The organism is Avibacterium endocarditidis (assembly GCF_002921145.1).
Taxonomy (GTDB): domain Bacteria; phylum Pseudomonadota; class Gammaproteobacteria; order Enterobacterales; family Pasteurellaceae; genus Avibacterium; species Avibacterium endocarditidis.
Genome location: NZ_PQVI01000007.1, coordinates 1 through 21,939, shown reverse-complemented (window position 1 = coordinate 21,939; position 21,939 = coordinate 1). Strand labels below are relative to the sequence as shown.

The window sequence follows — 21,939 nt, the reverse complement described above, 5'->3', positions numbered from 1 at the left end:
AATGTCAATTTTAGTGAACAAAGACACCAAAGTGATTTGCCAAGGTTTCACTGGCGGACAAGGCACATTTCATTCCGAACAAGCCCTTGCTTATGGCACAAAATTAGTGGGCGGTGTTTCCCCAGGGAAAGGTGGCACAACACATTTAGGCTTGCCTGTGTTTAACACCGTGCGCGAAGCCGTTGAACAAACCGGTGCTACAGCCACCGTGATTTACGTTCCCGCACCATTTTGTAAAGATGCCATTTTTGAAGCGATTAACGCAGGATTATCCTTAATCGTCTGTATCACCGAGGGTATTCCGACTTTGGATATGCTACAAGTGAAACAAAAGCTGAATGAAACGGGCGTGGTGATGATCGGGCCAAATTGCCCAGGCATAATCACCCCTGAAGAATGTAAAATCGGCATAATGCCGGGCAATATTCATAAAAAAGGACGTATCGGCATTGTTTCTCGCTCAGGCACATTAACCTATGAAGCGGTTAAACAAACTACCGATGAAGGCTTTGGACAATCCACCTGCGTTGGCATTGGCGGCGATCCAATCCCCGGTTCAAGTTTTATTGATATTCTCAAACGCTTCCAACAAGATCCCGAAACGGAAGCCATCGTGATGATTGGCGAAATCGGCGGCAGCGCTGAAGAAGAAGCGGCAGAGTTTATCCGTCATAACATAACCAAACCTGTGGTGGCATACATTGCAGGCATCACCGCACCAAAAGGCAAACGAATGGGACACGCAGGCGCGATTATCAGCGGTGGAAAAGGCACTGCCGATGAAAAAATCCAAGCCCTCCAACAAGCAGGCGTAACCACTGTAAAAAGCCTTGCGGAAATTGGGACGGCGCTGAGAGCAATCTTGAAGTAATAAGCCATTTCTAAAGTGCGGTCAGTTTTTTGTGATTTTTTATAACAATGAAAACGTAGAGATGAATAGTATTCATTTTTATAATGAATAATTCAGATTTGCGAACCCAATGGTGCTATGTCAAAATAGCACCATTTTTTATATAGAAAGGAAAGACAATGCAAAAAAATATTATCACCACAGCAATTTTGCTCTCATTTTCTACCGCACTTTATGCCATAGAAAATGCAGCACAAAGCGAACAGCTCGCACCAATTTATGTTTATTCCGCTTATGCCGAGCCTGTAAGCGAAGAGCAAACGGCGTCATCAGTAACGGTTTTAACCGAAAAAGATTTCGCTGAACGCAACGCCAACTATGTTTCTGATGTATTAAAAACCGTGCCAAGCGTGGCATTGGGTGCATCAGGCGGACGCGGTACATTAACCAGCCTTTATCTGCGTGGCGCAGATCCAAATCACACTGCGGTGATTATTGACGGCGTGAAAGTTAATCCTGTGTCAGGTTATGGCTATGATTTCGGTGGATTAAGCCTAAGCAATATTGATCGCATTGAAGTGTTGCGTGGTGAACAATCGGCATTATGGGGGAGCGATGCTATGGGTGGCGTGGTTTATATCACCACGAAAAGCGGGCTTTATAAGGATAAACCCTTTAATGTGGACTTTGATTTAGGCACGGGTTCAAAAGGCACTTATGACGGTTCACTGACTCTTTCAGGTCAGCAAAACGGGTTTTATTATAGCTTGCACGGTGATAGCCACCGCACAAAAGGCATTTCGGCTTATAGTTCAGATCGCTTCCATTATACTGCGGAAGATGGCAGCCGCGTGAGTACGGGCGGCGCAAAAGAGCGAGATAAATTCCATCGTGATGCACTATCATTGCGTGTGGGCTATGATGACGGCGAAAAAGGTATTGATTTTTTGGCTAGCCATTTTAGCCAAACAGCACATTTTGATAATAGTTATACCGCAGAAACAGCCTTTGATGATTATACCCGCACTCGTGAAACAACTTTTAAATTAAACGGTTATGTTGGAGCGGAAAAAGAGTTGTTTAAACATAAAGCAAGCGTTAGCCACCAAAAAACCGACAGCGATACACTTGGTTCGTGGGCAAGTGGTTATGATGCTAAAAAGTTGAATGCAAACTATCAGTTAGACATTAATTTTGATCGAGAAGGTGAGTTGCAACAAGCGTTGAGTTTGCTTACAGAGTATCAACGTTCTACCTATGATTTTGGTTCTTCGGCTAACCGTAAAAAGCATTTAACCGAGAAAAGCGTAGCGGCGGAATATCGTCTGTTCAGTGAAAATGAGCATAGCTTAAGCCTAAGTGGACGTTATACCGATAGCAATCATTATGATAATAGCTTCACTGGACGTATTGTGGGAACTTATCGCTTATTGCCGAATGTGAAAGCACACGCAAGTTTTGGTACAGCCATTCAAAATCCAACAATCACTGAGTTTTATGGTTACAACGGCACATTTTTACCTAATCCAAACCTTAAGCCTGAAAAAAGCAAAGGTGGGGATATTGGTTTGCTTTTTGAAACCACAGATAAACGCCATAGCTTAGATGTAACTTATTTTGCGCGCAATGTGAAAAACTTTATTAGCGCCGCTTATTTGCCTAATGGGGTTTCGCAAGCGGTAAATATGAGCGGTTCAACTAAAATCAAAGGGGTTGAAATTGCGTATAACGGCAAAATCACAGACGATCTAACCGCTTACGCCAACTATACTTATACCCAAACCAAAGATAGCAAAGGACAAACCTTACTTCGCCGTCCGAAACATATGGCAAATTTAGGTTTAGCGTATCAAATTACTGAAGCGTTGGGTGCGAATGTGAATGTAAACTATGTGGGTAAACGCATTGATACTATTTATCCTGCAAGAGTAAAAATGCCTTCTTACACCTTGGTTAGTCTTGGCGCGAATTATCAAGTTACGCCAAACTTAAATGTGTATGCGAACTTGAATAATCTGTTTGATAAAAAATATGAAAGCGTTGCAGGCTATGGCCAATATGGTCGCACCTTATATGTGGGCTTAAAAGGCAGCTTTTAACCCCTAAGCAGATAGGCTTTTGTGAAAGTGCGGTGTAAAATTAACAAAATTTTCACCGCACTTTGTTTTTTGGGACATCATTTTTTAATGCAAAAAATTCGCGTATTTTTCACCGCGCTTTTCTTTTCCGTTCCGCTTTGGGCGCAAGAGCAATTTGTGTCGCTCACCCTATGCAGTGATCGCTTGTTAGCAGAATTAGCTCGCCCTGAACAAATTGCTGCACAATCTATTTATTCCAAAAATCCTTTGATGATGTTGGATAAAATTAATCAAAATAAACCCGCACTTAACGCGCGATTAACGGATTTATTGCCTTATTTGGATAAAACTATTTTGCTCAACGAGCAGTTTTATCCCCTGTTGGTGGCGGATCTGAAAAAGCTCGGGGTAAAAATTTTGTCTATTAATGACAGCCCACAAACGGCGGAACAGCTTTTTGCCTTGATACTGGAATTAGGCAAGCGTTTTGGCAACGAAACCCACGCCCAGCAGTTGGTGAAAAAGCTAAAAAATAGTGATTTTCAGCTCAATCAAAGGAATACGCAAACCTTAATTCTTTCCGATACAGGCGTAGTTGAACCGATTTTTCCACAATACCAAGCCTTGCTAAAATTGCTCGGCTTAACGCCGCTTGAAAGCACTATTACGGCACAAAATTTTTCCCTAGAGAAACTTTTGCGTGCGCAGCCAAATTGGCTGATTTCCATTAGTGATAAACAAGGTTATAACGAACAGGCGGAAGTGCTGACGCACCCTTTGATTGCCAATATGTTCCCTGCGCAACGAATGGCGACAATGCCACTGAAATATGGTTATTGCTTTGATCAGGGCGTTTGGCAAGGCGCGGCGATGATTTATCGCCAACTGAATAAGAGAGAGCAAGCAGAATGAAACGATTAAACCTTTCCCTTTTGCTTTATTACTTTTGTTGATTGCTTTTGCGATTTTTCATCAGCTGGGGGATTTTGCTTATTTACGCAATGCACAGGGGATCGCCACCGATATGCGATCTTTAGTGTTATGGGATATTCGCTTGCCACGCCTTGGTTTAGCCATTTTAACGGGAGCAAGCCTTGCGCTGGCAGGCAATGCAATGCAGGGGTTGTTTCAAAATCCCTTGGCTAGCCCGGGGTTATTAGGGGCGGCTAATGGCGCAACCACGGCGAGCGTGTTTTTGCTCTATTATTTTTCCGTGCCATTGTCCCTGTTGCTGTTCGGCGGGATCGCAGGGGCATTAGCCAGCTTTTTATTAGTCTATGCCATTGCAAAAAATAAAGGGGCGACAATGATGATTTTATCAGGGATTGCGGTGAATATGTTGCTCGGTTCGGCCATCGCCTTATTGCTTTCCAACGCACAAAGCCCTTGGGCATTGGCGGAATTATACCGCTGGTTGCAGGGATCATTAATGTGGGCCAAAATCGAACCGCTCTTGCTTTCTCTGCCTATCGTGGCGGTGGGCGCAATCTGTTTATATTGCCAACGCCGTTACCTCGATTTACTCACTTTCGGGGAAGAAACCGCCAGTACAATGGGCATTGACCCAAAACGAAGCTTTTTTATCACCACCCTTGGCGTGGCGTTGCTGGTGGGCGCCACCATTCCGCAAACTGGCACAATCGGATTTATCGGCTTAATTGCCCCGCACTTTGCGCGCATCTGGCTGAAAAAACGCCCCTCACAACTTTATTTCACTAGCGGATTAATTGGTGCGTTACTTTTGTTACTTGCCGATCTTGCTATTCAATATGTGCCGCTTTTCTCGCATATTTATATTGGCACGCTCACCGCCATTATCGGCGCACCTTGCTTGATTTGGATTTTGCTCACCCAACAACGGAGATTAGCCCGTGATTAACTTGCACAATGTTAGCCTTGCTTATGGCATCAAAAATATCAGCGCCCAAATTCCCCAAGGTAAATTAGTGGGCATAATGGGCGGCAATGGTGCAGGGAAGTCCACTTTGCTCAAAGCCATTGCGGGCATTTTACCACTCGAAACAGGCTCAATTTTATTGAACGACAAACCGCTCACCGAAATGAGCTTGTCTGAAAAAAAGCCAAACGTTGGCGTATTTTGCGCAAAGCACCAATATTTATTGGGATTTATCTGTTTATGACGTGATTGCACTCGGCTTGCCCGAAACACGGCTTATCCCTAAGGAAAAAGTGCGGTCAAAAAAAGACAAATTTTTTGATCGTTTATTTAATTCATCACACCAACAATGGCAGCAAGAAAAGATCCAGCAAGCCGCAAAGCAATTTTCTGTTCAACATCTGTTAGAACAACCTTTCCAACAGCTTTCAGGCGGCGAAAAAGCCCGTGTTCAGCTTGCCCGTTGTTGTATTAAAAACGCACCGATTTTATTGGCAGACGAACCTATCGCGCCCCTTGATCCTTATTATCAAATTGATATTTTAGAACAATTAAAATCACTCACCCCAAACACCACTTGCGTTGTCGCCATTCACCACCTTGATCTTGCCTACCGTTTCTTATGAAATCATCTTGCTTCACCAAGGCAACTTACTTGCTCACGGCAACACGCAAGATGTCCTAACCGCAGAAAATCTACGCATTGCGTTTGGGGTTAAGGCGGAGATTGATGTGGAAAAAAGAATGTTTGGAAATATTCATAAATTATGATTAACTATTAAAATTTAATCAAAAATGAGAAAAGAAAATGACAAGCACAATACTTAAATCCTTAGCTGAAATTCATAAAGCACTTGCTTTTTTTCAACGTGAAAATGCTAAAAAAGAATTATATGATGCGAGCAGTTTTAGCCCTTTTCAATTTATAAGGAATGATGAAAATTGTTTATCTGAAATCATTGCGTTCCTACTTGACCCTAGTCAAAATCACGGGCAGCAAGAATTATTTTTAAATAGTTTATTAAAATATTTGAAACTGCCAGAATATTTGTCTTATAACAATGTGTCAGTAACTTGTGAAAAAGCAACTTTTAATAATAGAAGACACGATATTTTTATTGAAGGTTTTTTACATAATGAACGCCAATGGATTGTTTCTATTGAAAATAAGTTAAGATATGCAGCCGATCAAAATAGCCAATTAGAAGATTACTGGAAAGATATTAATCGTTATCGCCCTAAGTTTAGCTGCTTGGTCTATTTATCTCCATTCAAACAGCTGCCCAGTGAAAAATCTATTAATACAGATAGCTGGAAAGAATTAATTCAAAATAATCAAGCAAAAGTGATTGGTGCAGAAGATCTGATTAAGTGGCTGGAGCAAACGCCAATAGTTGCTCCAAATATTCGAGCTTTTTGTCAGAGTTTTATACAGTTTTTAAAGGAAGATATTATGAATGAAACAAAAGAAAATAATCAATTATTAGATGAGTTAGTGAAAAATCCTAATTGGGTTGAAACAGCAACAACGTTATTAGAGTTATCAGATAATATTTATCAAAAATTAGAAGATAGCTTGGTTCAACAACTTCATAAGATGCTTAACGATAACAAAAAATATTCGAGAATGATTGAATATAACTGGCATTTTTATAATAAACATAAAGAAGGCATTTATCTTGATAAAGAAGATAAAAAGTATCCTTGGGGGATCGGAGTAGAATTTAGAGATAGAAGTTATCATAAGGCATATTATGGTTTTTGGGCTACTAAAGATAATATCTCACAGGAAAATTATCAAAGATTAGAAGAAATATTTAAATTAGAAGGATTTAAACAAGATAACTGGTGGCTGCAATGGCAAGATTGCAATGGAAACTTACAAAATTGGGACGGAAAAGTTTGGAAGGAAGTTTGGAAGGAAGAGGAAGTTAAGGCTGGTCGATTAGCGAAAGAGATTTTTGAGTTATTAGAACCCTTTATCAAGATAGCTAATGATCATTTAGAAGAATTAGAAACGTTTATTGATAAATAGAAAAAGTGCGGTGATTTTTCACCACACTTTTTTTAGTTTACTTATTTCAATTTACTTCATCGAAACCCCAAGCCATTTGTGCATTTCTTTTTCGTTCCAGCCTTTACGTTGGGCGTAGTCTAAGGCTTGGTCTTGGTCAATGCGGCCTAGGGTGAAGTAGTTGCTGGCTGGGTGGGTGAAGTACCAACCGCAGACGCTGGCGGCAGGCCACATTGCGTAACTTTCGGTGAGTTTCATTCCAATGCGTTGTTCCACTTCAAGTAAATCCCAAATTAGTTGTTTTTCGGTGTGTTCTGGGCAGCTTGGGTAGCCCGGTGCGGGGCGGATACCCACATAATTTTCTGCGATCAGATTTTCGTTATCGAAGGTTTCATTGGAATAGCCCCAAACTTTTGTGCGAAGCTCAAAGTGTAAATATTCTGCCATCGCTTCGGCTAAGCGGTCGCCAATGGCTTGCAGTAAAATAGCGCTGTAATCATCGCCTGCGGCTTTGAATCCTTCCACTAAATCGTGTTCTTCAATTCCTGCGCACACCGCAAACATTCCGAACCAATCTTGTTGGCCGCTTTCACGATCAGCAATAAAATCACTTAAGGCAACGTTATAAGGGCTTTTGCTATTTTTGCCACGTTCACTTTGTTGGCGCAGATGATGCGCCACGCCTGTCACAGAAGTGCGGTCAGAATTTTGATAAATTTCAATATCATCGCCCTTGCGATAGGCAGGGAAAATGCCCATAATTCCACTTGGTTTGAGTTTGCCGTTTTGCTCAAATTCATCAAGCATTTGTTGCGCATCATTATAGACTTTGCGCGCTTCTTCGCCGCCCTCTGGATAGTCAAAGGCATCAGGATAACCGCCCATTAACCCCCATAAACGGAAAAATGGCGACCAGTCAATAAATTGGCGTAAGGTGGAAATTGGTACATTTTTGTATTCCACAATGCCTGTTTGTTTTGGTTGTGGCACTTGATAATCCGCCCATTCGCCAGAAAACGCTGGGAAAGCGTTAGCACGCGCTTCTTCAATTGGAAGCTGTTGGCGTAATGGTTTACGGTTAGCAAAGCTGTGCTGAATTTTTTCGTATTCTTTTTTTGTACGTTGCCAGTTCTGCTTTGCTTTCTGGGTTCATCAAAGCGGCACAAACCGTTACAGCACGGGACGCATTGGTGGTGTAGATCACTTCGTGCTTGTATTTTGGATAAAGTTTGATGGCGGTATGTTCTTTTGACGTGGTTGCACCGCCAATCAGTACGGGAAGGCTTAATCCCAAACGGTTCATTTCACCTAAGAAATATTCCATTTCATCTAACGATGGCGTGATCAAACCGCTTAAACCGATAATATCGGCTTTTTCGTTGATCGCCGTTTCGATGATCTTATCGGCAGGAACCATTACGCCGAGATCGATCACTTCAAAGTTATTACATTGCAATACCACGCTGACAATGTTTTTGCCGATGTCGTGCACATCGCCTTTTACCGTAGCGATTACCACTTTTCCGCTTGATACACCTTGCTGTTTGGTGGCGTTGATAAAGGGTTCTAAATAGGCGACCGATTGTTTCATTACACGCGCAGATTTCACCACTTGTGGTAGGAACATTTTACCGTCCCCGAATAGATCACCAACCACGTCCATTCCCGCCATTAATGGGCCTTCGATCACTTCTAGCGGTGAGCTAAATTGCAGACGCGCTTCTTCCGTATCTTCAATAATATGGCTAGTAATGCCTTTCACTAAGGCTTGTTTTAGACGCTCTTCCACCGTCCAAGTACGCCATTCTGCCACGGCATTATCGCTGCTTTCGCTGGCTGAACCTTTGTATTTATCCGCAATATCAAGCAGGCGATCGGTGGCGTCTGCACGGCGATTTAGCACCGCATCTTCGACAATTTCACGCAGTTCAGGATCAAGATCATCATAAATTGCCAGTTGCCCTGCATTAACGATCCCCATATCCATACCTTGTTTGATGGCGTGATAAAGAAAAACGGCGTGAATGGCTTCACGCATTGGATTGTTGCCACGGAACGAGAAAGAAACATTGGACACACCGCCCGAAATTTTAGCGTGGGGGAGTGAGCGTTTAATGCGTCCTGTGGCGTTAATAAAATCCACACCATAATTATTATGCTCTTCAATACCCGTACCGATCGCAAAAATATTTGGATCGAAAATAATGTCTTCAGGGGGAAAGCCCACTTCATCAACCAAAATGTGATAAGCTCGGGTACAGATTTCCACCTTGCGTTCTTCGGTATCGGCTTGTCCCACTTCATCAAATGCCATCACTACGGCGGCTGCACCGTAACGGCGGATCAATTTGGCTTGCGCAACAAATTTTTCCTTGCCTTCTTTCAGGGAAATGGAGTTTACAATCCCTTTTCCTTGAATTGATTGCAAGCCCGCTTCGATCACTTCCCATTTAGATGAATCGATCATCACTGGCACTTTCGCGGCATCAGGTTCGGTTGCCATAATATTAAGGAATTGAGCCATACATTTTTTGCTATCAAGCAAGGCTTCGTCCATATTTACATCAATCACCTGAGCGCCATTTTCCACTTGGTCAATAGCAATCTCAATGGCTTCGGCATAGCGATCTTCTTTAATTAATTTTTTAAATTTGGCTGAACCAGTAACATTATTACGTTCGCCCACGTTTACAAAGAGGCTGTTTTCATCAATGTTTAACGGTTCTAAGCCTGATAAACGCATTGCCACAGGCAAATCAGGCAAGGCTCTTGGCGGCACGTTTTTCACCACTTCTGCAATGGCGTGGATATGCTCTGGGGTTGTTCCACAACAGCCGCCCACAATGTTCAGCCAGCCGTTTTGTGCCCATTCTTGAATATAAGCGGCCATTTCTTCTGCGCCTAAATCATAACCGCCAAAGGCGTTTGGCAAGCCTGCATTCGGGTGAACGGAAACAAAGGTTTCGCAGATTTTTGACATCACTTCCACATACTGACGCAATTCTTTTGGCCCAAGGGCGCAGTTTAATCCAAAGCTTAATGGCTTAACGTGGCGCAACGAGTTATAAAAGGCCTCCGTAGTTTGCCCTGAAAGGGTGCGCCCTGAGGCATCGGTAATCGTGCCTGAAATCATAATTGGCAATTTGATGTCAAGTTCTTCAAACACTTGATCAATGGCGAATGCCGCCGCTTTAGCATTGAGCGTATCGAAAATGGTTTCGATCATAATGAGATCTGCGCCACCTTCGATTAATCCTTTGGTGGCTTCTGCATAGGCATCAACCAACTGCATAAAGGTGATATTGCGGTAAGCAGGATCGTTTACATTAGGCGAAATAGATGCGGTGCGGTTAGTCGGCCCAAGCACACCAGCCACAAAACGTGGTTTTTCTGGCGTGCTATATTTATCCGCCGCCAAACGAGCTAATTTCGCACCAGCAAAATTCAGCTCATAAGCAATGCTTTCAAGGGCATAATCCGCTTGCGCAATGGTGGTGGCTGAAAAGGTGTTGGTTTCAATAATATCCGCCCCTGCGGCAAGATATTTTTCGTGAATCGCTTGAATCACCAAAGGCTGAGTAAGCGTGAGTAAATCATTATTGCCGCGTAGATCGATGGTGCTGTCTTTAAAGCGTTCACCGCGGAAATCTGCTTCGGTGAGTTTATATTGCTGGATCATCGTCCCCATCGCCCCATCTAAAATAAGAATGCGATCTTTAAGGGCTTGCTGGATAAGAGAAAAAGAAGGATGTTGTTTCATTTTGTTACGACTTATTGTGATGACTTAGATTTAATAATAACAGGCATAATAGAAATAAGGTGGGGTTGTGTCAAACCTTATCTTTATGCGGGGAAAAGTGCGGTGCAAATTGAGCAAGTTTTATTTGCTTTCAGATGCAAAATTTTGAAAAAATCCCACAGCACTTTTGGAAGTGTTCGCCATAAAAAATCAGCGGGGTGCGCGTGCGTTGCCAGACTGGCACATTGTGCGCTTGCCACAGTTTTTTGATGTCTTGATGAACGCCTTGTGCATTGCGCACTTTGCCCGAATAAGCAAAACGGATTGAGAGCGGCGCATCGGTTAATGGCAACTGATAGCTTTTCCCTTGCCATTGAATTTGAATGGCTGATTTGGTTTGGGTGAAGCGGATTTCTCCAAGATTATCAGGCAATTCAATACGCTGATTTAAGCGAACGGGAATTTTTAGTGCACGAAGATCGGCTAAGATTTCTGTTAAATACAGGCGCTGCTGATAACGGCGCAGGATTTTATTACCCAGTTGAAATTGTGGATTGCGATCCGTTTCGGCAAAAATCACGTCTTGAATTAATTGTTCCAACTGCTTGGTGGAGGGCATTGGCTGCTGCAAGGTTTCCAGCCATAAGCGGAGTAGGGCTTTTTGTTTCAAATCAGACAATTGCGAGAAATCCGTTAAATCAAAAGTGCGGTGCGTTTTGTCTGAATATTTTTCTAGCTCTGGCTGTAATAATTCGGCTAAAAGCTGTTGTTGCTCCGCACAATGGGTGGCACTGCGTTGCACTGCTTGATCGAAGTGCGTCCAGCGTTCACGCAGTTTAGGTAAGATTTCATTGCGTAAGAAATTGCGTTCGTATTGGTTGTTTTGATTGCTTTCATCTTCAATCCACGACAGCTGATTTTCCGTGGCATATTGCCAAAGTTGTTGGCGTGAAAAGCCGAGTAGGGGACGAAAAATATTCAGATTAAACACCGCACTTTGTGCTTTCATTGCGGATAAACCGCTGACGCCGCTACCACGTTTTAAGGCGAGGAAAAAGGTTTCGGTTTGATCTTGTTGATGGTGAGCGGTGAGCAAAATCTCTTGCGTTAAAATATGGCGAGCAATCGCTTGATAGCGCGCTTGACGTGCTGCGGCTTCAATGCCCATTCCTTGTGTCAGCTGAACTTTTTCCACGATCAAAGGAATGGAAAATTGTTGGCAAAGCTGTTGACAGTGGCGCGTCCAATCATCAGCATTTGGGCTTAAGCCGTGATGAATATGGATCGCACGCAGCTGAAAGTGCGGTTGTTTTTCGCGTAATTTTGCTCTAAAAGCGCAAGCAACACGGTAGAATCCAGCCCACCGCTTAAGGCAATCAGAAAATGCGAGTGGGGCTGGCGTTGTAATTGCTGTTGAAATTGCTCAATTAGCGTCATAGCAAGGGCAATGTTAGGCGATTTTCACAGCGTTAAATTGGCTCACAGGGCGAACAATCTGTTCACGCGCAGCCACAATTTGCAGTTCATAATTATCCTGCTGTTGCGTTACCGTCATTACATCATTCACGGCATTGGCGGTATGCTCAAAGGCTTCCACGTCCGTTTTGCCATTAAGCAGATTCGCCATAAATAGCCCCGCGGTTAAATCGCCCACGCCCACAGGTTCTTTCTTAAATTGATGAAGTGGGCGGCTAATATGCCAAATGCCCTCTTGATTGGCGAGCAACATTTCAAATTGGCTTGGATCTTGCCCCACTTTGCTCAGGTGTTTCACTAGCACTTTTTTCGGCCCTTTGGATAAAATTACTTTTACCGCTTCAATGGCTTGAGCAAAGTTTTCTACTGGCAAACCGCTCAGTTCACGCAGTTCCACTAAATTAGGCGTGATAATATCGGTTTTCGCCATAGCAAGGTTGATGAGATTTTCTTTCACACCATCAGCCACAATGCAACCTTTGTCAGGGTGGCCCATTACAGGATCGCACAAATAAACGGCATTAGGATTGCGAGATTTCACTTTTTGCACCGCATTAATGATTTCTTCCACTTGCTCCGCCGCGCCGATATAACCTGAAATCACCGCATCACATTGATGTAATTGACCAATATTATCAATCCCTTGCACGATTTCCCCAATTTGTTCTGGTGGCATTACCATTCCCGTCCATTGGCCATATTGAGTGTGATTGGAAAATTGCACGGTGTTCAATGCCCACACATCAATGCCGAGTAATTGCATTGGAAAAGTGGCAGATTTATTGCCCGCATAGCCGTAAACGACGTGAGATTGAATGGAAAGAAGATGTTTCATTTTGCTATCCTTTATGCTTTCTAATAACGCTTGAAAGTAAAAGTGCGGTTAAAAAACCGCACATTTTTATTTAGCAATAACCCCGTAGCTCATTAGGCGTTGGTAACGGCGTTCTAACAAGGTATCTGGATCAAGAATTTCTAAATCCGCTAAATCTGCCAGTAAACGCTGTTTAAGATTTTGCGCCATTTGCTCATAATTGCGATGCGCACCGCCCAATGGCTCAGGGATAATGTTATCGATCAATTGCAATTTTTGCAGACGATCTGCGGTTAAACCCATCACTTCTGCTGCGGTAGAGGCTTTATCGGCGCTTTTCCATAAAATGGACGCACAGCCCTCTGGGGAAATCACGGAATAAGTGCTGTATTGCAACATATTGACTTTATCGCCCACGCCAATGGCTAACGCGCCACCAGAACCGCCTTCACCAATTACCGTACAAATAATTGGCACTTTTAGCATTGACATTTCACGCAGGTTACGCGCAATGGCTTCTGATTGTCCACGCTCTTCCGCGCCCACACCAGGGTACGCACCTGGGGTGTCAATAAAGGTGATGATTGGCAATTTAAAACGTTCTGCCATTTCCATTAAACGTAACGCTTTGCGATAGCCTTCAGGGGCTGGCATACCAAAGTTACGTTTCACTTTCTCTTTTACCGTGCGTCCTTTTTGGTGGCCAATCACCATAACAGGCTTGCCGTCTAAACGGGCTAAACCACCCACAATGGCTTTATCATCTGCAAAAGCACGATCGCCTGCGAGTTCTTCAAACTCGGTGAAAATTTGTTCGATGTAATCCAATGTATAAGGACGATTTGGGTGGCGAGCCATACGAGAAACTTGCCACGCATCTAAGTTGGCAAAGGTTTTTTTGGTTAATTCTTCGCTTTTTTTCTGTTAAGCGAGTAATTTCATCATCAAGATTAATTTCATCATCTTGCCCCGCCACTGCACGCAAGGATTCAATTTTTGCTTCAAGTTCAGCAATCGGGAGTTCAAAATCTAAATATTCTTGGCTCATTTGTTATTCCTAGTATTTTCGGCAAAATTAGTACGCACTTTAGCAATATTTTACTTAGGGTGCAAATCTACCGAATATTTTATGCGTTTTTTACAAAAAAAGTAGTGTTTTTTGCAGTTAGCTGGTTAGACGACTGGTAGAAATCTTTTTGTCATTTAGGAATTGGGGTTAATCCCTTTTTGATAATATTTTCTAAGGCGCTGTAATCACATTTATGCGATAAAATAGACGCTTGAATCATTTCATCTGTACTAACCTGTTCAAAATTTAAATAAAAGCCTAGGGTTTGAGCTAATTGATTAATGAATAACCTTTGAGTACGACCATTGCCTTCACGAAAAGGGTGTATCGCATTAATTTCGCCTAAATAGTAAGCTAATCTTGCAGGGATTTTTTCTGGAAGCGTATTTTTCAAAAATTGCTCATTTTTTAGCTCATTAAACAATTTTTCTAGCTCAGGGATAATTCTTGAGCTGGTTGCAAACATTGTATCTCCTTTAGAGATATCAATACTTCTAATTTCGCCAGCCCAAGAATAGATGTCATTAAACAAATGTTTATGGATAGCTTTTAGGTGAGCGATATCAAATTGCCCTTTCACTGGTGTAATTAACAATATAGCTGTTTGAATAGCAGTGATTTGAGCTTCTTTTTTATCTAGTTCATCTTGAGTTTCGATTTTCAGCTTATTAATTAGTACCCCATTTTTATTTAGCATAGGATCAGAGCTATGATATTTCATTCGTTTTTACTTTTAATTCTGAGATAGTTATTTCACCCATTACCCATCTTTGAAAATAATGTAGCATCTCTTGGCTAAGATATAGTCCTTCAAGGCGATTATTATCAATTGCAAACTGTAGGGCTTGTTGTCTAATTTGTTGCTCTTTTAAATTATGCATTATTTTATTCCCTATTCGGCACTTCTTCCTGACAATGCGGGCAGGTCATTAGGTGTTTTTGGTTGTTATGCACGATGAAATGCCCCATTTTTTTTGCTTTGGTGTCTAAATATTCCGTGTTGTAGCGGTTTTCGCCTACGTTTAACGGAACGCGTTCTACCACGTTTATTCCCGCTTTTTTCATTGTGTCGATTTTGTTTGGGTTGTTGGTGAGCAGGCGAACTTGTTTTACACCGAGCAGATCAAAAATATCCGCGCAAACTTCAAAATTACGCTCATCTGCGGCAAAGCCCAAAGCAAGGTTGGCTTCAATGGTATCCATTCCTTGATCTTGTAAGGAATAAGCACGGATCTTGTTAATTAAGCCAATGCCGCGGCCCTCTTCGCGGTGATAAATCAGCACGCCACGGCCTTCCTCGCTAATTTGGCGTAGTGCAGTGGCAAGCTGAAAACCGCAATCGCATTTCAGGCTATGCAACGCATCGCCCGTTAAACATTCGGAGTGAATGCGGGCTAAAACAGGCTCCTCTGGATTTGAAATATCGCCCATTACTAAGGCAACGTGTTCTTTTTTAGTGTCGGGAAACTCAAAGCCCACAATGCGGAATAAACCAAATTCGGTCGGTAAATTGGCTTCCGTAACCCGTTGAATTTTTGTCATCGCTAAATCCTTCATTCTTTTTTTATTGAATAATGCTAAACTATGCACTCAAATTTATGGAGTGATTAAAATGTTAAAACGTCTTTCATTATATACCTTATTGCTTTGTTGTGTGCCTTTTTTTGCGTGGTTAATTAACTGGCATTGGCAAGGGGATACAAATTATACACAAATTGATACGTTGCTTTATTTATTACCGAAACAGGTAGTGTGCTTTATGCCATTATCACTTGTGGCGTGTTTGCTGTTGCGTATTTTTTCTGTATTGCAGATAAAAAGCAAGCCCTTGCGGTGATTGCAGTGATGGCGATTTCTGTTGGGGTAAACCAAGGGGTGAAATCGGCGCTCAAAACGGTGTTTGCTGAACCTCGTCCTTTTATTGTGCAATTGGCGGAAAAATCAAGCTATTAGCCCTGAGTATTTTTACGATCAACCTCGCAATGAACGCGAAAAAATCGTGTTGGATTATTATGCAGATAAGCCAGTTGATGCCCATTTAGTGCATCACCGTAGCAAAGAAACAGGCTATTCTTTCCCATCTGGTCACAGCATTTTTGCCGCCACTTGGTTAATGCTTGCGGTAGGATTTGGGCAGCTTTTGGGGCGTAACAATAAAGGAATGAAATATCTCACCGCAGGCATTGCCGTTTGGGCGGTGTTAATGCTCGTTAGCCGTTTGCGTTTAGGAATGCATTACCCGATTGATTTATTGGTTTCCGTGTTGCTGGCGTGGGCGTTTCATTGTGGATTATTCGATTGGATCAAAAACAAACCGATTTTCAACTGCACTTTGCAAGATAGAGTGCAATAAGAAAGTGCGGTCAGATTTTTAATTATTTTTTGAGGTGAACAATGTTATACGGATTTGATATTGGCGGCACAAAAATTGAGCTTGCTGTATTCAATGAAAAATTGGAAAAACAATATTCCGAACGGGTCGATACCCCAAAAGAGAGCTACGAGCAATGGCTTGATACCATTGTCAATTTGGTGAAAAAAGCCGATGAAAAATTTGGCGAAAAAGGCACAGTAGGGCTAGGCTTACCGGGTTTTGTGAATCACGAAACAGGTTTGGCGGAAATCACCAATATTCGCGTAGCAGACAACAAACCTATTTTACAAGATTTAAGCCAGCGTTTAGATCGCGAAGTGCGGGCAGAAAATGACGCAAATTGTTTTGCCTTATCAGAGGCTTGGGCAGAAGAAAATCAGCAATATCCAAGCGTGTTAGGCTTAATCCTTGGCACAGGTTTTGGTGGTGGGTTAGTGATTGACGGCAAAATCTACTCAGGACAAATCGGAATGGCGGGCGAACTTGGGCATATGCAGCTGAATTACCACGCCTTAAAACTGCTCGGCTGGGATAAAGCGCCAATTTACCCTTGCGGCTGCGGCAATCAAGCCTGCTTAGACACCTATCTTTCAGGCCGCGGCTTTGAAATGCTATACCGCGATCTCAAAGGGGAAAGCCTATCAGCCAAAGAAATTATCCAGCGTTTTTACGCCAAAGAACAAAGTGCGGTGGAATTTGTGGAAATGTTTGTGGAACTCGCCGCTATTTCTATCGGCAACATCATAACAGCCCTTGACCCGCATTTAATCGTACTCGGCGGCGGTTTATCCAACTTTGATTATCTCTACGAAGCACTACCAAAAGCCCTGCCTAAACACCTAATGCGCAGCGCTAAAGTGCCAGTGATCAAAAAAGCCAAATACGGCGATTCCGGCGGCGTTCGCGGTGCAGCAGCGTTGTTTCTTTCACGTTAATATTTAAGTAGTCCTATTAGGTGATTAATATGAGGCTAACATTAGCTATGAATGTAAGAAGTTTATATAGTTAATTTATTAGGGGGAATTATGACATGCGGAATATTTCTAAATTAAGTATTTCAGAATTAATGGTTTCCCTGCCTTCCAATAAATTAAGAGTAAATTAGTGGGAGTGAGAATATGAATTGGTGTTTAAGATTTATGCACTTAAAGAATTTAAAAACTCAAAATATCGTACAATAAAATCCCCAATCCCCCCATTTTTTATGATAAAATCCGCCCCTATTTCCATAACATTAAACATAGGACAGATTATGAAAGTATTAGAAGGCGCGATTGCAGCACCAAACGCTAAAGTTGCGGTGGTGATTGCACGTTTTAACAGCTTTATTAACGAAAGTTTATTAGAAGGCGCATTAGATGCCTTAAAACGTGTTGGGCAAGTAAAAGATGAAAATATCACCTTAGTGCGCGCACCGGGGGCTTATGAGTTACCATTAGTGGCTCGCCGTTTAGCGGAAAGCAAAAAATATGATGCGATTGTGGCATTAGGCACCGTGATCCGTGGTGGTACAGCGCATTTTGAATATGTCGCAGGCGAAGCGAGTAGCGGTTTAGGCCAAGTGGCGATGCAAGCGGAAATTCCTGTGGCATTTGGCGTGCTAACCACTGAAAATATTGAACAAGCCATTGAACGAGCAGGCACAAAAGCGGGAAATAAAGGCGCAGAAGCGGCATTAGTGGCTTTAGAAATGATCAACTTATTAGCACAAATTGATAACGCATAATGGCTGAACTTGCAATGAACGATAAAGTAAAGAAACCAAGCCAGCGCCGCCGTGCCAGAGAATGTGCGGTGCAAGCCCTTTATTCTTGGTATGTTTCGCAAAATCCTATTGAAGAAGTGGAATTAGCGTTTATTACCGAGCAGGATATGCAAGGCGTGGATATGCCTTATTTCCGCAAATTATTGTGTCAAACCGCAGAAAATATTGAAGCGGTTGAAGCGACAATGACCCCTTATTTGGATCGTAGCCTTGATGAATTAGATCCTATCGAGCGTGCGATTTTACGTTTAGCGGTGTATGAACTGAAATTCGAGCTAGACGTGCCTTATAAAGTGGCAATCAATGAAGCCATTGAAGTGGCAAAAGTATTCGGGGCAGATGACAGCCACCGTTATGTGAATGGTGTATTGGATAAAGTTGCACCTGCCTTATCGCGTAAATAATCATTTCAGGGAAGGAAGCCAATGAGTGAAGGCGAATTTGATCTAATTAAACGATATTTTAATGCGTCTAAGCGCCCTTCCCGTAAAGATGTGATTGTTGCCATTGGTGATGATTGTGCGATTACCGAACATCGGCAAAACCAACGCATTGCCATTACAACAGATACTATGGTGGAAAATACCCATTTTCTGCCATCTATTTCTCCCGCCGATCTGGCTTATAAAGCCGCTGCGACCAATTTAAGCGATCTGGCCGCAATGGGCGCAGAACCTGCGTGGTTCTCCCTTGCTTTAACCTTACCCCATATAGATCATCAATGGCTGCAAGCGTTTAGCCAAAGTTTTTTTGACGTGTTGGATCACTATAATGTGGATCTGATTGGTGGTGATACGACCAAAGGCGCGTTGCACGTCATTAGCATCACCGCACAGGGCATTATCCCCAAAGGCAAGGCGTTATGTCGCCACAGTGCTAATGTGGGCGATTGGGTTTATGTGTCTGGCACCCTTGGCGATAGCGCAGGGGGCTTGGCTTTATTGCTGAATTCCGTAAGGGAAACACCTATGCAAGCGCAAAGTGCGGTGCAAAATGGGACAGATTTTGAGCGCGATTATTTAATTCAACGCCACCTTCGCCCGACACCCCGAGTGTTGCTTGGCTTGGAATTAGCGGTATCTGCACTTGCCAGTTCTGCCATTGATATTTCAGACGGTTTGATTGCCGATCTGGGACATATTTTAGAACGTAGCCAATGTAGTGCGGTGATAAATTTAGATAAATTGCCGTTGTCCAATGCCTTGATTAATACTTTCGGGCGCGCTCAAGCAGAGCAGTTTGCTTTAACTGGCGGTGAAGATTATGAGCTATGTTTTACCGTGCCAGATCGTCAGCGAGAAAAACTAGATCAACATTTAAAACATATTGGCGTAAATTATACCTGTATCGGCCAGCTCCGTGCGTTACGCCCAAATGGCAAAAAACGCCTTGTTTTTCAACGTAATGGGCAAGAAGTGGACGTGGCGCATACCGGCGGTTTCGATCATTTTAAATAGAAAAATTATGCAAAATACAGCCCAACAAGATCCCCGCAGCAGACTTTCTTTAACCAATCCCGTGCATTTACTGGCCATCGGGTTTGGCTCAGGCTTGCTTCGCCCCGCTCCCGGCACTTGGGGAAGTTTAGCCGCCACGCTAATTGGCGCGGCGCTCTTGCAGATTATGCCATTAAAAATTTTCCTTTTTTTCACCGCACTTTGTTTTGTGGCTGGTTGCTTTATTTGCCAGAAAACTGCTGATGATATGGGCGTTCACGATCACGGCGCGATTGTGTGGGACGAATTTGTTGGCATTTTTATGGTGCTTGCGGTGTTGCCTGAAATCAATCTGCTATGGTGTGCAGTCGGTTTTGCGGTATTTCGTCTTTTCGATATTTTGAAGCCTTATCCGATCCGCTATTTCGATCGTAAATTGGAAAGTGGCTTTGGCATTATGATTGATGATGTGCTAGCCGCCATTTACAGCATTATTACCATTTATTTATTGTCATCTATTTTATTGGAGAGCTTTTTATAATGTGGACAGTTTTATTTGTTAATTTTGTTGGCTTACTTAGCCCTGGCCCTGATTTTTTATATGTAAGCCGCAAAGCGGTAAGCGAAAGCCATCGCAATGCCGTGGCAGGTGCGTTAGGCATCGCACTAGGGATCTTGTTCTGGTCGGCAGTAGTCATTTTTGGCTTAGCGATGATTAACCGCACCAATAATTTAGTGCAATATATCATTATGTGCTTAGGCGGCAGCTATCTCGCTTACTGCGGAATCAAAATGCTACGCGTTACCCAAAACGCACAGCTAACCGATTCTAGCCAACAAAAATAAAGCAAACGTCCTTTTTTAGCGAAGTGATGAAAGGTTTATTCATCAACATTAGCAATGCCAAAGTGATCGTATTTTTCAGCAGTGTGCTGTCTGGTTTTATGACAAATTTCTCAGGAATGGCAGAAATTATACTCGTTATTGTCCTTGTGGCGCTGGAAAGCTTCCTTTATTTTGTGCTGATTGCTTTTTTCTTTTCACGCAAAATGGTGCGCGATTTTTACAACCGCTACAATCGTTATATCGATAATTTTGCTGGTTTAGTTTTCCTATTTTTCGGTGGTGAACTGATTTATTCAGGCTTAACCACCATTATTGAACTCACCTCGTAACAGGAGTAGAAAATGACATTAAAAATTGCCGTGGTAGGTGCAGGTGGCCGTATGGGACGCCAATTAATTCAAGCCGTACATAGCGCAGAAGGCGTGGAATTAGGCGCAGCTTTTGAACGCAAAGGCTCATCATTAGTAGGCGCAGATGCAGGTGAATTAGCAGGCGTTGGACAACTTGGCGTGAAAGTTTCTGATGATTTAAACGCAGAAAAAGATCACTTCGATTTAATCATTGATTTCACTCGCCCTGAAGGCACGTTAGCACACTTGGATTTTTGTGTTCAACACCAGAAAAAAAACTGGTGATTGGCACAACTGGTTTTGATGATGCAGGCAAAGCTGCAATCAAAGCTGCTTCAGAAAAAATTGGTATCGTGTTTGCGTCTAACTTCAGCGTAGGTGTAAACCTCGTGTTTAAATTGTTAGAAAAAGCTGCCAAAGTGATGGGCGATTATTGCGACATTGAAATCATCGAAGCGCACCACCGCCACAAAGTGGACGCCCCCTCAGGCACCGCTTTATCAATGGGCGAACATATTGCGAAAACCCTCGGACGTGATCTTAAAACCCATGGCGTGTTCTGCCGCGATGGCATCACAGGCGAGCGCAAACGCGATGAAATTGGCTTCGCCACCATTCGCGCCAGTGATGTAGTGGGCGAGCATAGCGTATGGTTTGCCGATATTGGCGAACGTGTTGAAATCTCCCACAAAGCCTCAAGCCGAATGACCTTCGCCAACGGTGCCGTGCGTGCCGCAAAATGGCTCGAAGGCAAAGAAAAAGGCCTGTTTGATATGACAGATGTGTTGAGTTTGAATGAGCTTTAAGGGCTGTTAAGTTAAAAGTGCGGTGGGAATTTTTGAAGTTTTAAAATTCCGTGGAAAATGACCGCACTTTTTTGTTTGGACGTTATCGTTGGTTAATTGCTTTTTTCTTTGGGAGTGATAACGGGTTTCGCTCGTTGAGCGACCTACTTTCTTTTGCTTGCTCAAAAGAAAGTAGGCAAAGAAAAAAGCACCCGACTAAATTGCTGATCTTCATTTTTAACAAATTTTCTTAACGAAAAGTAAGCCCATACTCGCTACGCTGCGTTCAGGCGTTACTTTTCTAAAAATTTGTTAAAAATGAAGGCAATTTACACGGGAGATTAATCCTTTCTCTCTTCTACATTTTGTTTGAAAATTAGAGCAAAGTAGGAGAAAAGATTTATTTTCCTATTTTGCAAAATGAAAAATGCGGTCATTTTCCACGG

At 42.7% G+C, this 21,939-nt stretch carries 16 protein-coding genes and 6 pseudogenes; 15 read left to right on the top strand and 7 right to left on the bottom strand.

Annotation, left to right across the window (positions count from 1 at the left end; genetic code table 11):
- The first annotated feature begins 1 nt into the window (after position 1).
- The 6 genes and pseudogenes from sucD (at position 2) to C3Z13_RS01060 (ending at position 6,860) form a co-directional block, all read left to right on the top strand.
- The gene (gene sucD, locus C3Z13_RS01085; RefSeq protein WP_103854728.1) at positions 2–871 is read left to right on the top strand and encodes a succinate--CoA ligase subunit alpha; all 870 of its coding nucleotides are present in this window, start codon (positions 2–4) and stop codon (positions 869–871) included.
- A gap of 158 nt (positions 872–1,029) precedes the next feature.
- The gene (locus tag C3Z13_RS01080) at positions 1,030–2,949 is read left to right on the top strand and encodes a TonB-dependent receptor plug domain-containing protein (protein ID WP_103854727.1); all 1,920 of its coding nucleotides are present in this window, start codon (positions 1,030–1,032) and stop codon (positions 2,947–2,949) included.
- Positions 2,950–3,036: 87 nt separating this feature from the next.
- Positions 3,037–3,840 (top strand): TroA family protein, encoded by an 804-nt coding sequence (locus tag C3Z13_RS01075; RefSeq protein WP_103854733.1) that lies wholly within the window; start codon positions 3,037–3,039, stop codon positions 3,838–3,840.
- A gap of 4 nt (positions 3,841–3,844) precedes the next feature.
- A complete protein-coding gene (locus C3Z13_RS01070; RefSeq protein ID WP_181021988.1) occupies positions 3,845–4,807 on the top strand; it encodes a FecCD family ABC transporter permease in 963 nt (320 codons plus the stop codon).
- A pseudogene (locus tag C3Z13_RS11595) lies at positions 4,800–5,596 on the top strand (ABC transporter ATP-binding protein). The gene C3Z13_RS01070 and the pseudogene C3Z13_RS11595 overlap by 8 nt, the downstream one beginning before the upstream one ends.
- A 37-nt stretch (positions 5,597–5,633) precedes the next feature.
- Complete coding sequence (locus C3Z13_RS01060; RefSeq protein ID WP_103854725.1) at positions 5,634–6,860, top strand: PD-(D/E)XK nuclease family protein; 1,227 nt, start codon at positions 5,634–5,636, stop codon at positions 6,858–6,860.
- A gap of 51 nt (positions 6,861–6,911) precedes the next feature.
- On the opposite strand, the pseudogene metH reads toward C3Z13_RS01060, so the two are convergent.
- The 7 genes and pseudogenes from metH to ribA form a co-directional block, all read right to left on the bottom strand.
- Positions 6,912–10,599: pseudogene (metH, locus tag C3Z13_RS01055) on the bottom strand (methionine synthase).
- A gap of 120 nt (positions 10,600–10,719) precedes the next feature.
- Positions 10,720–12,015, bottom strand: a pseudogene (gene tilS, locus C3Z13_RS01050) (tRNA lysidine(34) synthetase TilS).
- Positions 12,016–12,028: 13 nt separating this feature from the next.
- Complete coding sequence (gene pdxY / locus C3Z13_RS01045; protein ID WP_103854724.1) at positions 12,029–12,889, bottom strand: pyridoxal kinase PdxY; 861 nt, start codon at positions 12,887–12,889, stop codon at positions 12,029–12,031.
- 66 nt (positions 12,890–12,955) lie between these two features.
- Positions 12,956–13,916, bottom strand: a pseudogene (gene accA, locus C3Z13_RS01040) (acetyl-CoA carboxylase carboxyl transferase subunit alpha).
- A gap of 151 nt (positions 13,917–14,067) precedes the next feature.
- A complete protein-coding gene (locus C3Z13_RS01035; RefSeq protein ID WP_103854723.1) occupies positions 14,068–14,658 on the bottom strand; it encodes a Fic/DOC family protein in 591 nt (196 codons plus the stop codon).
- Positions 14,645–14,818 (bottom strand): antitoxin VbhA family protein, encoded by a 174-nt coding sequence (locus tag C3Z13_RS11585; RefSeq protein ID WP_172459081.1) that lies wholly within the window; start codon positions 14,816–14,818, stop codon positions 14,645–14,647. Before C3Z13_RS11585 ends, C3Z13_RS01035 begins: the two co-directional genes overlap by 14 nt.
- A gap of 4 nt (positions 14,819–14,822) precedes the next feature.
- Positions 14,823–15,479, bottom strand: a complete 657-nt coding sequence (gene ribA / locus C3Z13_RS01030; protein ID WP_103854722.1) for a GTP cyclohydrolase II — start codon at positions 15,477–15,479, stop codon at positions 14,823–14,825.
- Between the two features lie 70 nt (positions 15,480–15,549).
- Between ribA and C3Z13_RS01025 the strand changes: the two are divergent.
- From C3Z13_RS01025 to dapB, 9 genes and pseudogenes are all read left to right on the top strand, one after another.
- A pseudogene (locus C3Z13_RS01025) lies at positions 15,550–16,290 on the top strand (phosphatase PAP2 family protein).
- Positions 16,291–16,331: 41 nt separating this feature from the next.
- Positions 16,332–17,246 (top strand): N-acetylglucosamine kinase, encoded by a 915-nt coding sequence (gene nagK / locus C3Z13_RS01020; RefSeq protein ID WP_103854721.1) that lies wholly within the window; start codon positions 16,332–16,334, stop codon positions 17,244–17,246.
- Between the two features lie 317 nt (positions 17,247–17,563).
- A complete protein-coding gene (gene ribH, locus C3Z13_RS01015) occupies positions 17,564–18,037 on the top strand; it encodes a 6,7-dimethyl-8-ribityllumazine synthase (RefSeq protein ID WP_103852964.1) in 474 nt (157 codons plus the stop codon).
- Between the two features lie 14 nt (positions 18,038–18,051).
- Complete coding sequence (gene nusB, locus C3Z13_RS01010; RefSeq protein ID WP_103854732.1) at positions 18,052–18,480, top strand: transcription antitermination factor NusB; 429 nt, start codon at positions 18,052–18,054, stop codon at positions 18,478–18,480.
- A 21-nt stretch (positions 18,481–18,501) separates the two neighbouring features.
- Positions 18,502–19,533, top strand: a complete 1,032-nt coding sequence (gene thiL, locus C3Z13_RS01005; RefSeq protein WP_103854720.1) for a thiamine-phosphate kinase — start codon at positions 18,502–18,504, stop codon at positions 19,531–19,533.
- A 7-nt stretch (positions 19,534–19,540) separates the two neighbouring features.
- Positions 19,541–20,053, top strand: a complete 513-nt coding sequence (locus C3Z13_RS01000) for a phosphatidylglycerophosphatase A family protein (RefSeq protein ID WP_103854719.1) — start codon at positions 19,541–19,543, stop codon at positions 20,051–20,053.
- On the top strand, positions 20,053–20,358 hold the full coding sequence (locus C3Z13_RS12570; protein WP_281258754.1) for a LysE family transporter: 306 nt from the start codon (positions 20,053–20,055) through the stop codon (positions 20,356–20,358). The genes C3Z13_RS01000 and C3Z13_RS12570 overlap by 1 nt, the downstream gene beginning before the upstream one ends.
- A 26-nt stretch (positions 20,359–20,384) precedes the next feature.
- Positions 20,385–20,687: a LysE family transporter gene (locus C3Z13_RS12565; RefSeq protein ID WP_281258753.1), complete on the top strand. Its 303-nt coding sequence runs from the start codon at positions 20,385–20,387 to the stop codon at positions 20,685–20,687.
- Positions 20,688–20,699: 12 nt separating this feature from the next.
- A pseudogene (gene dapB, locus C3Z13_RS00990) lies at positions 20,700–21,514 on the top strand (4-hydroxy-tetrahydrodipicolinate reductase).
- The last annotated feature ends 425 nt before the right edge of the window (positions 21,515–21,939 follow it).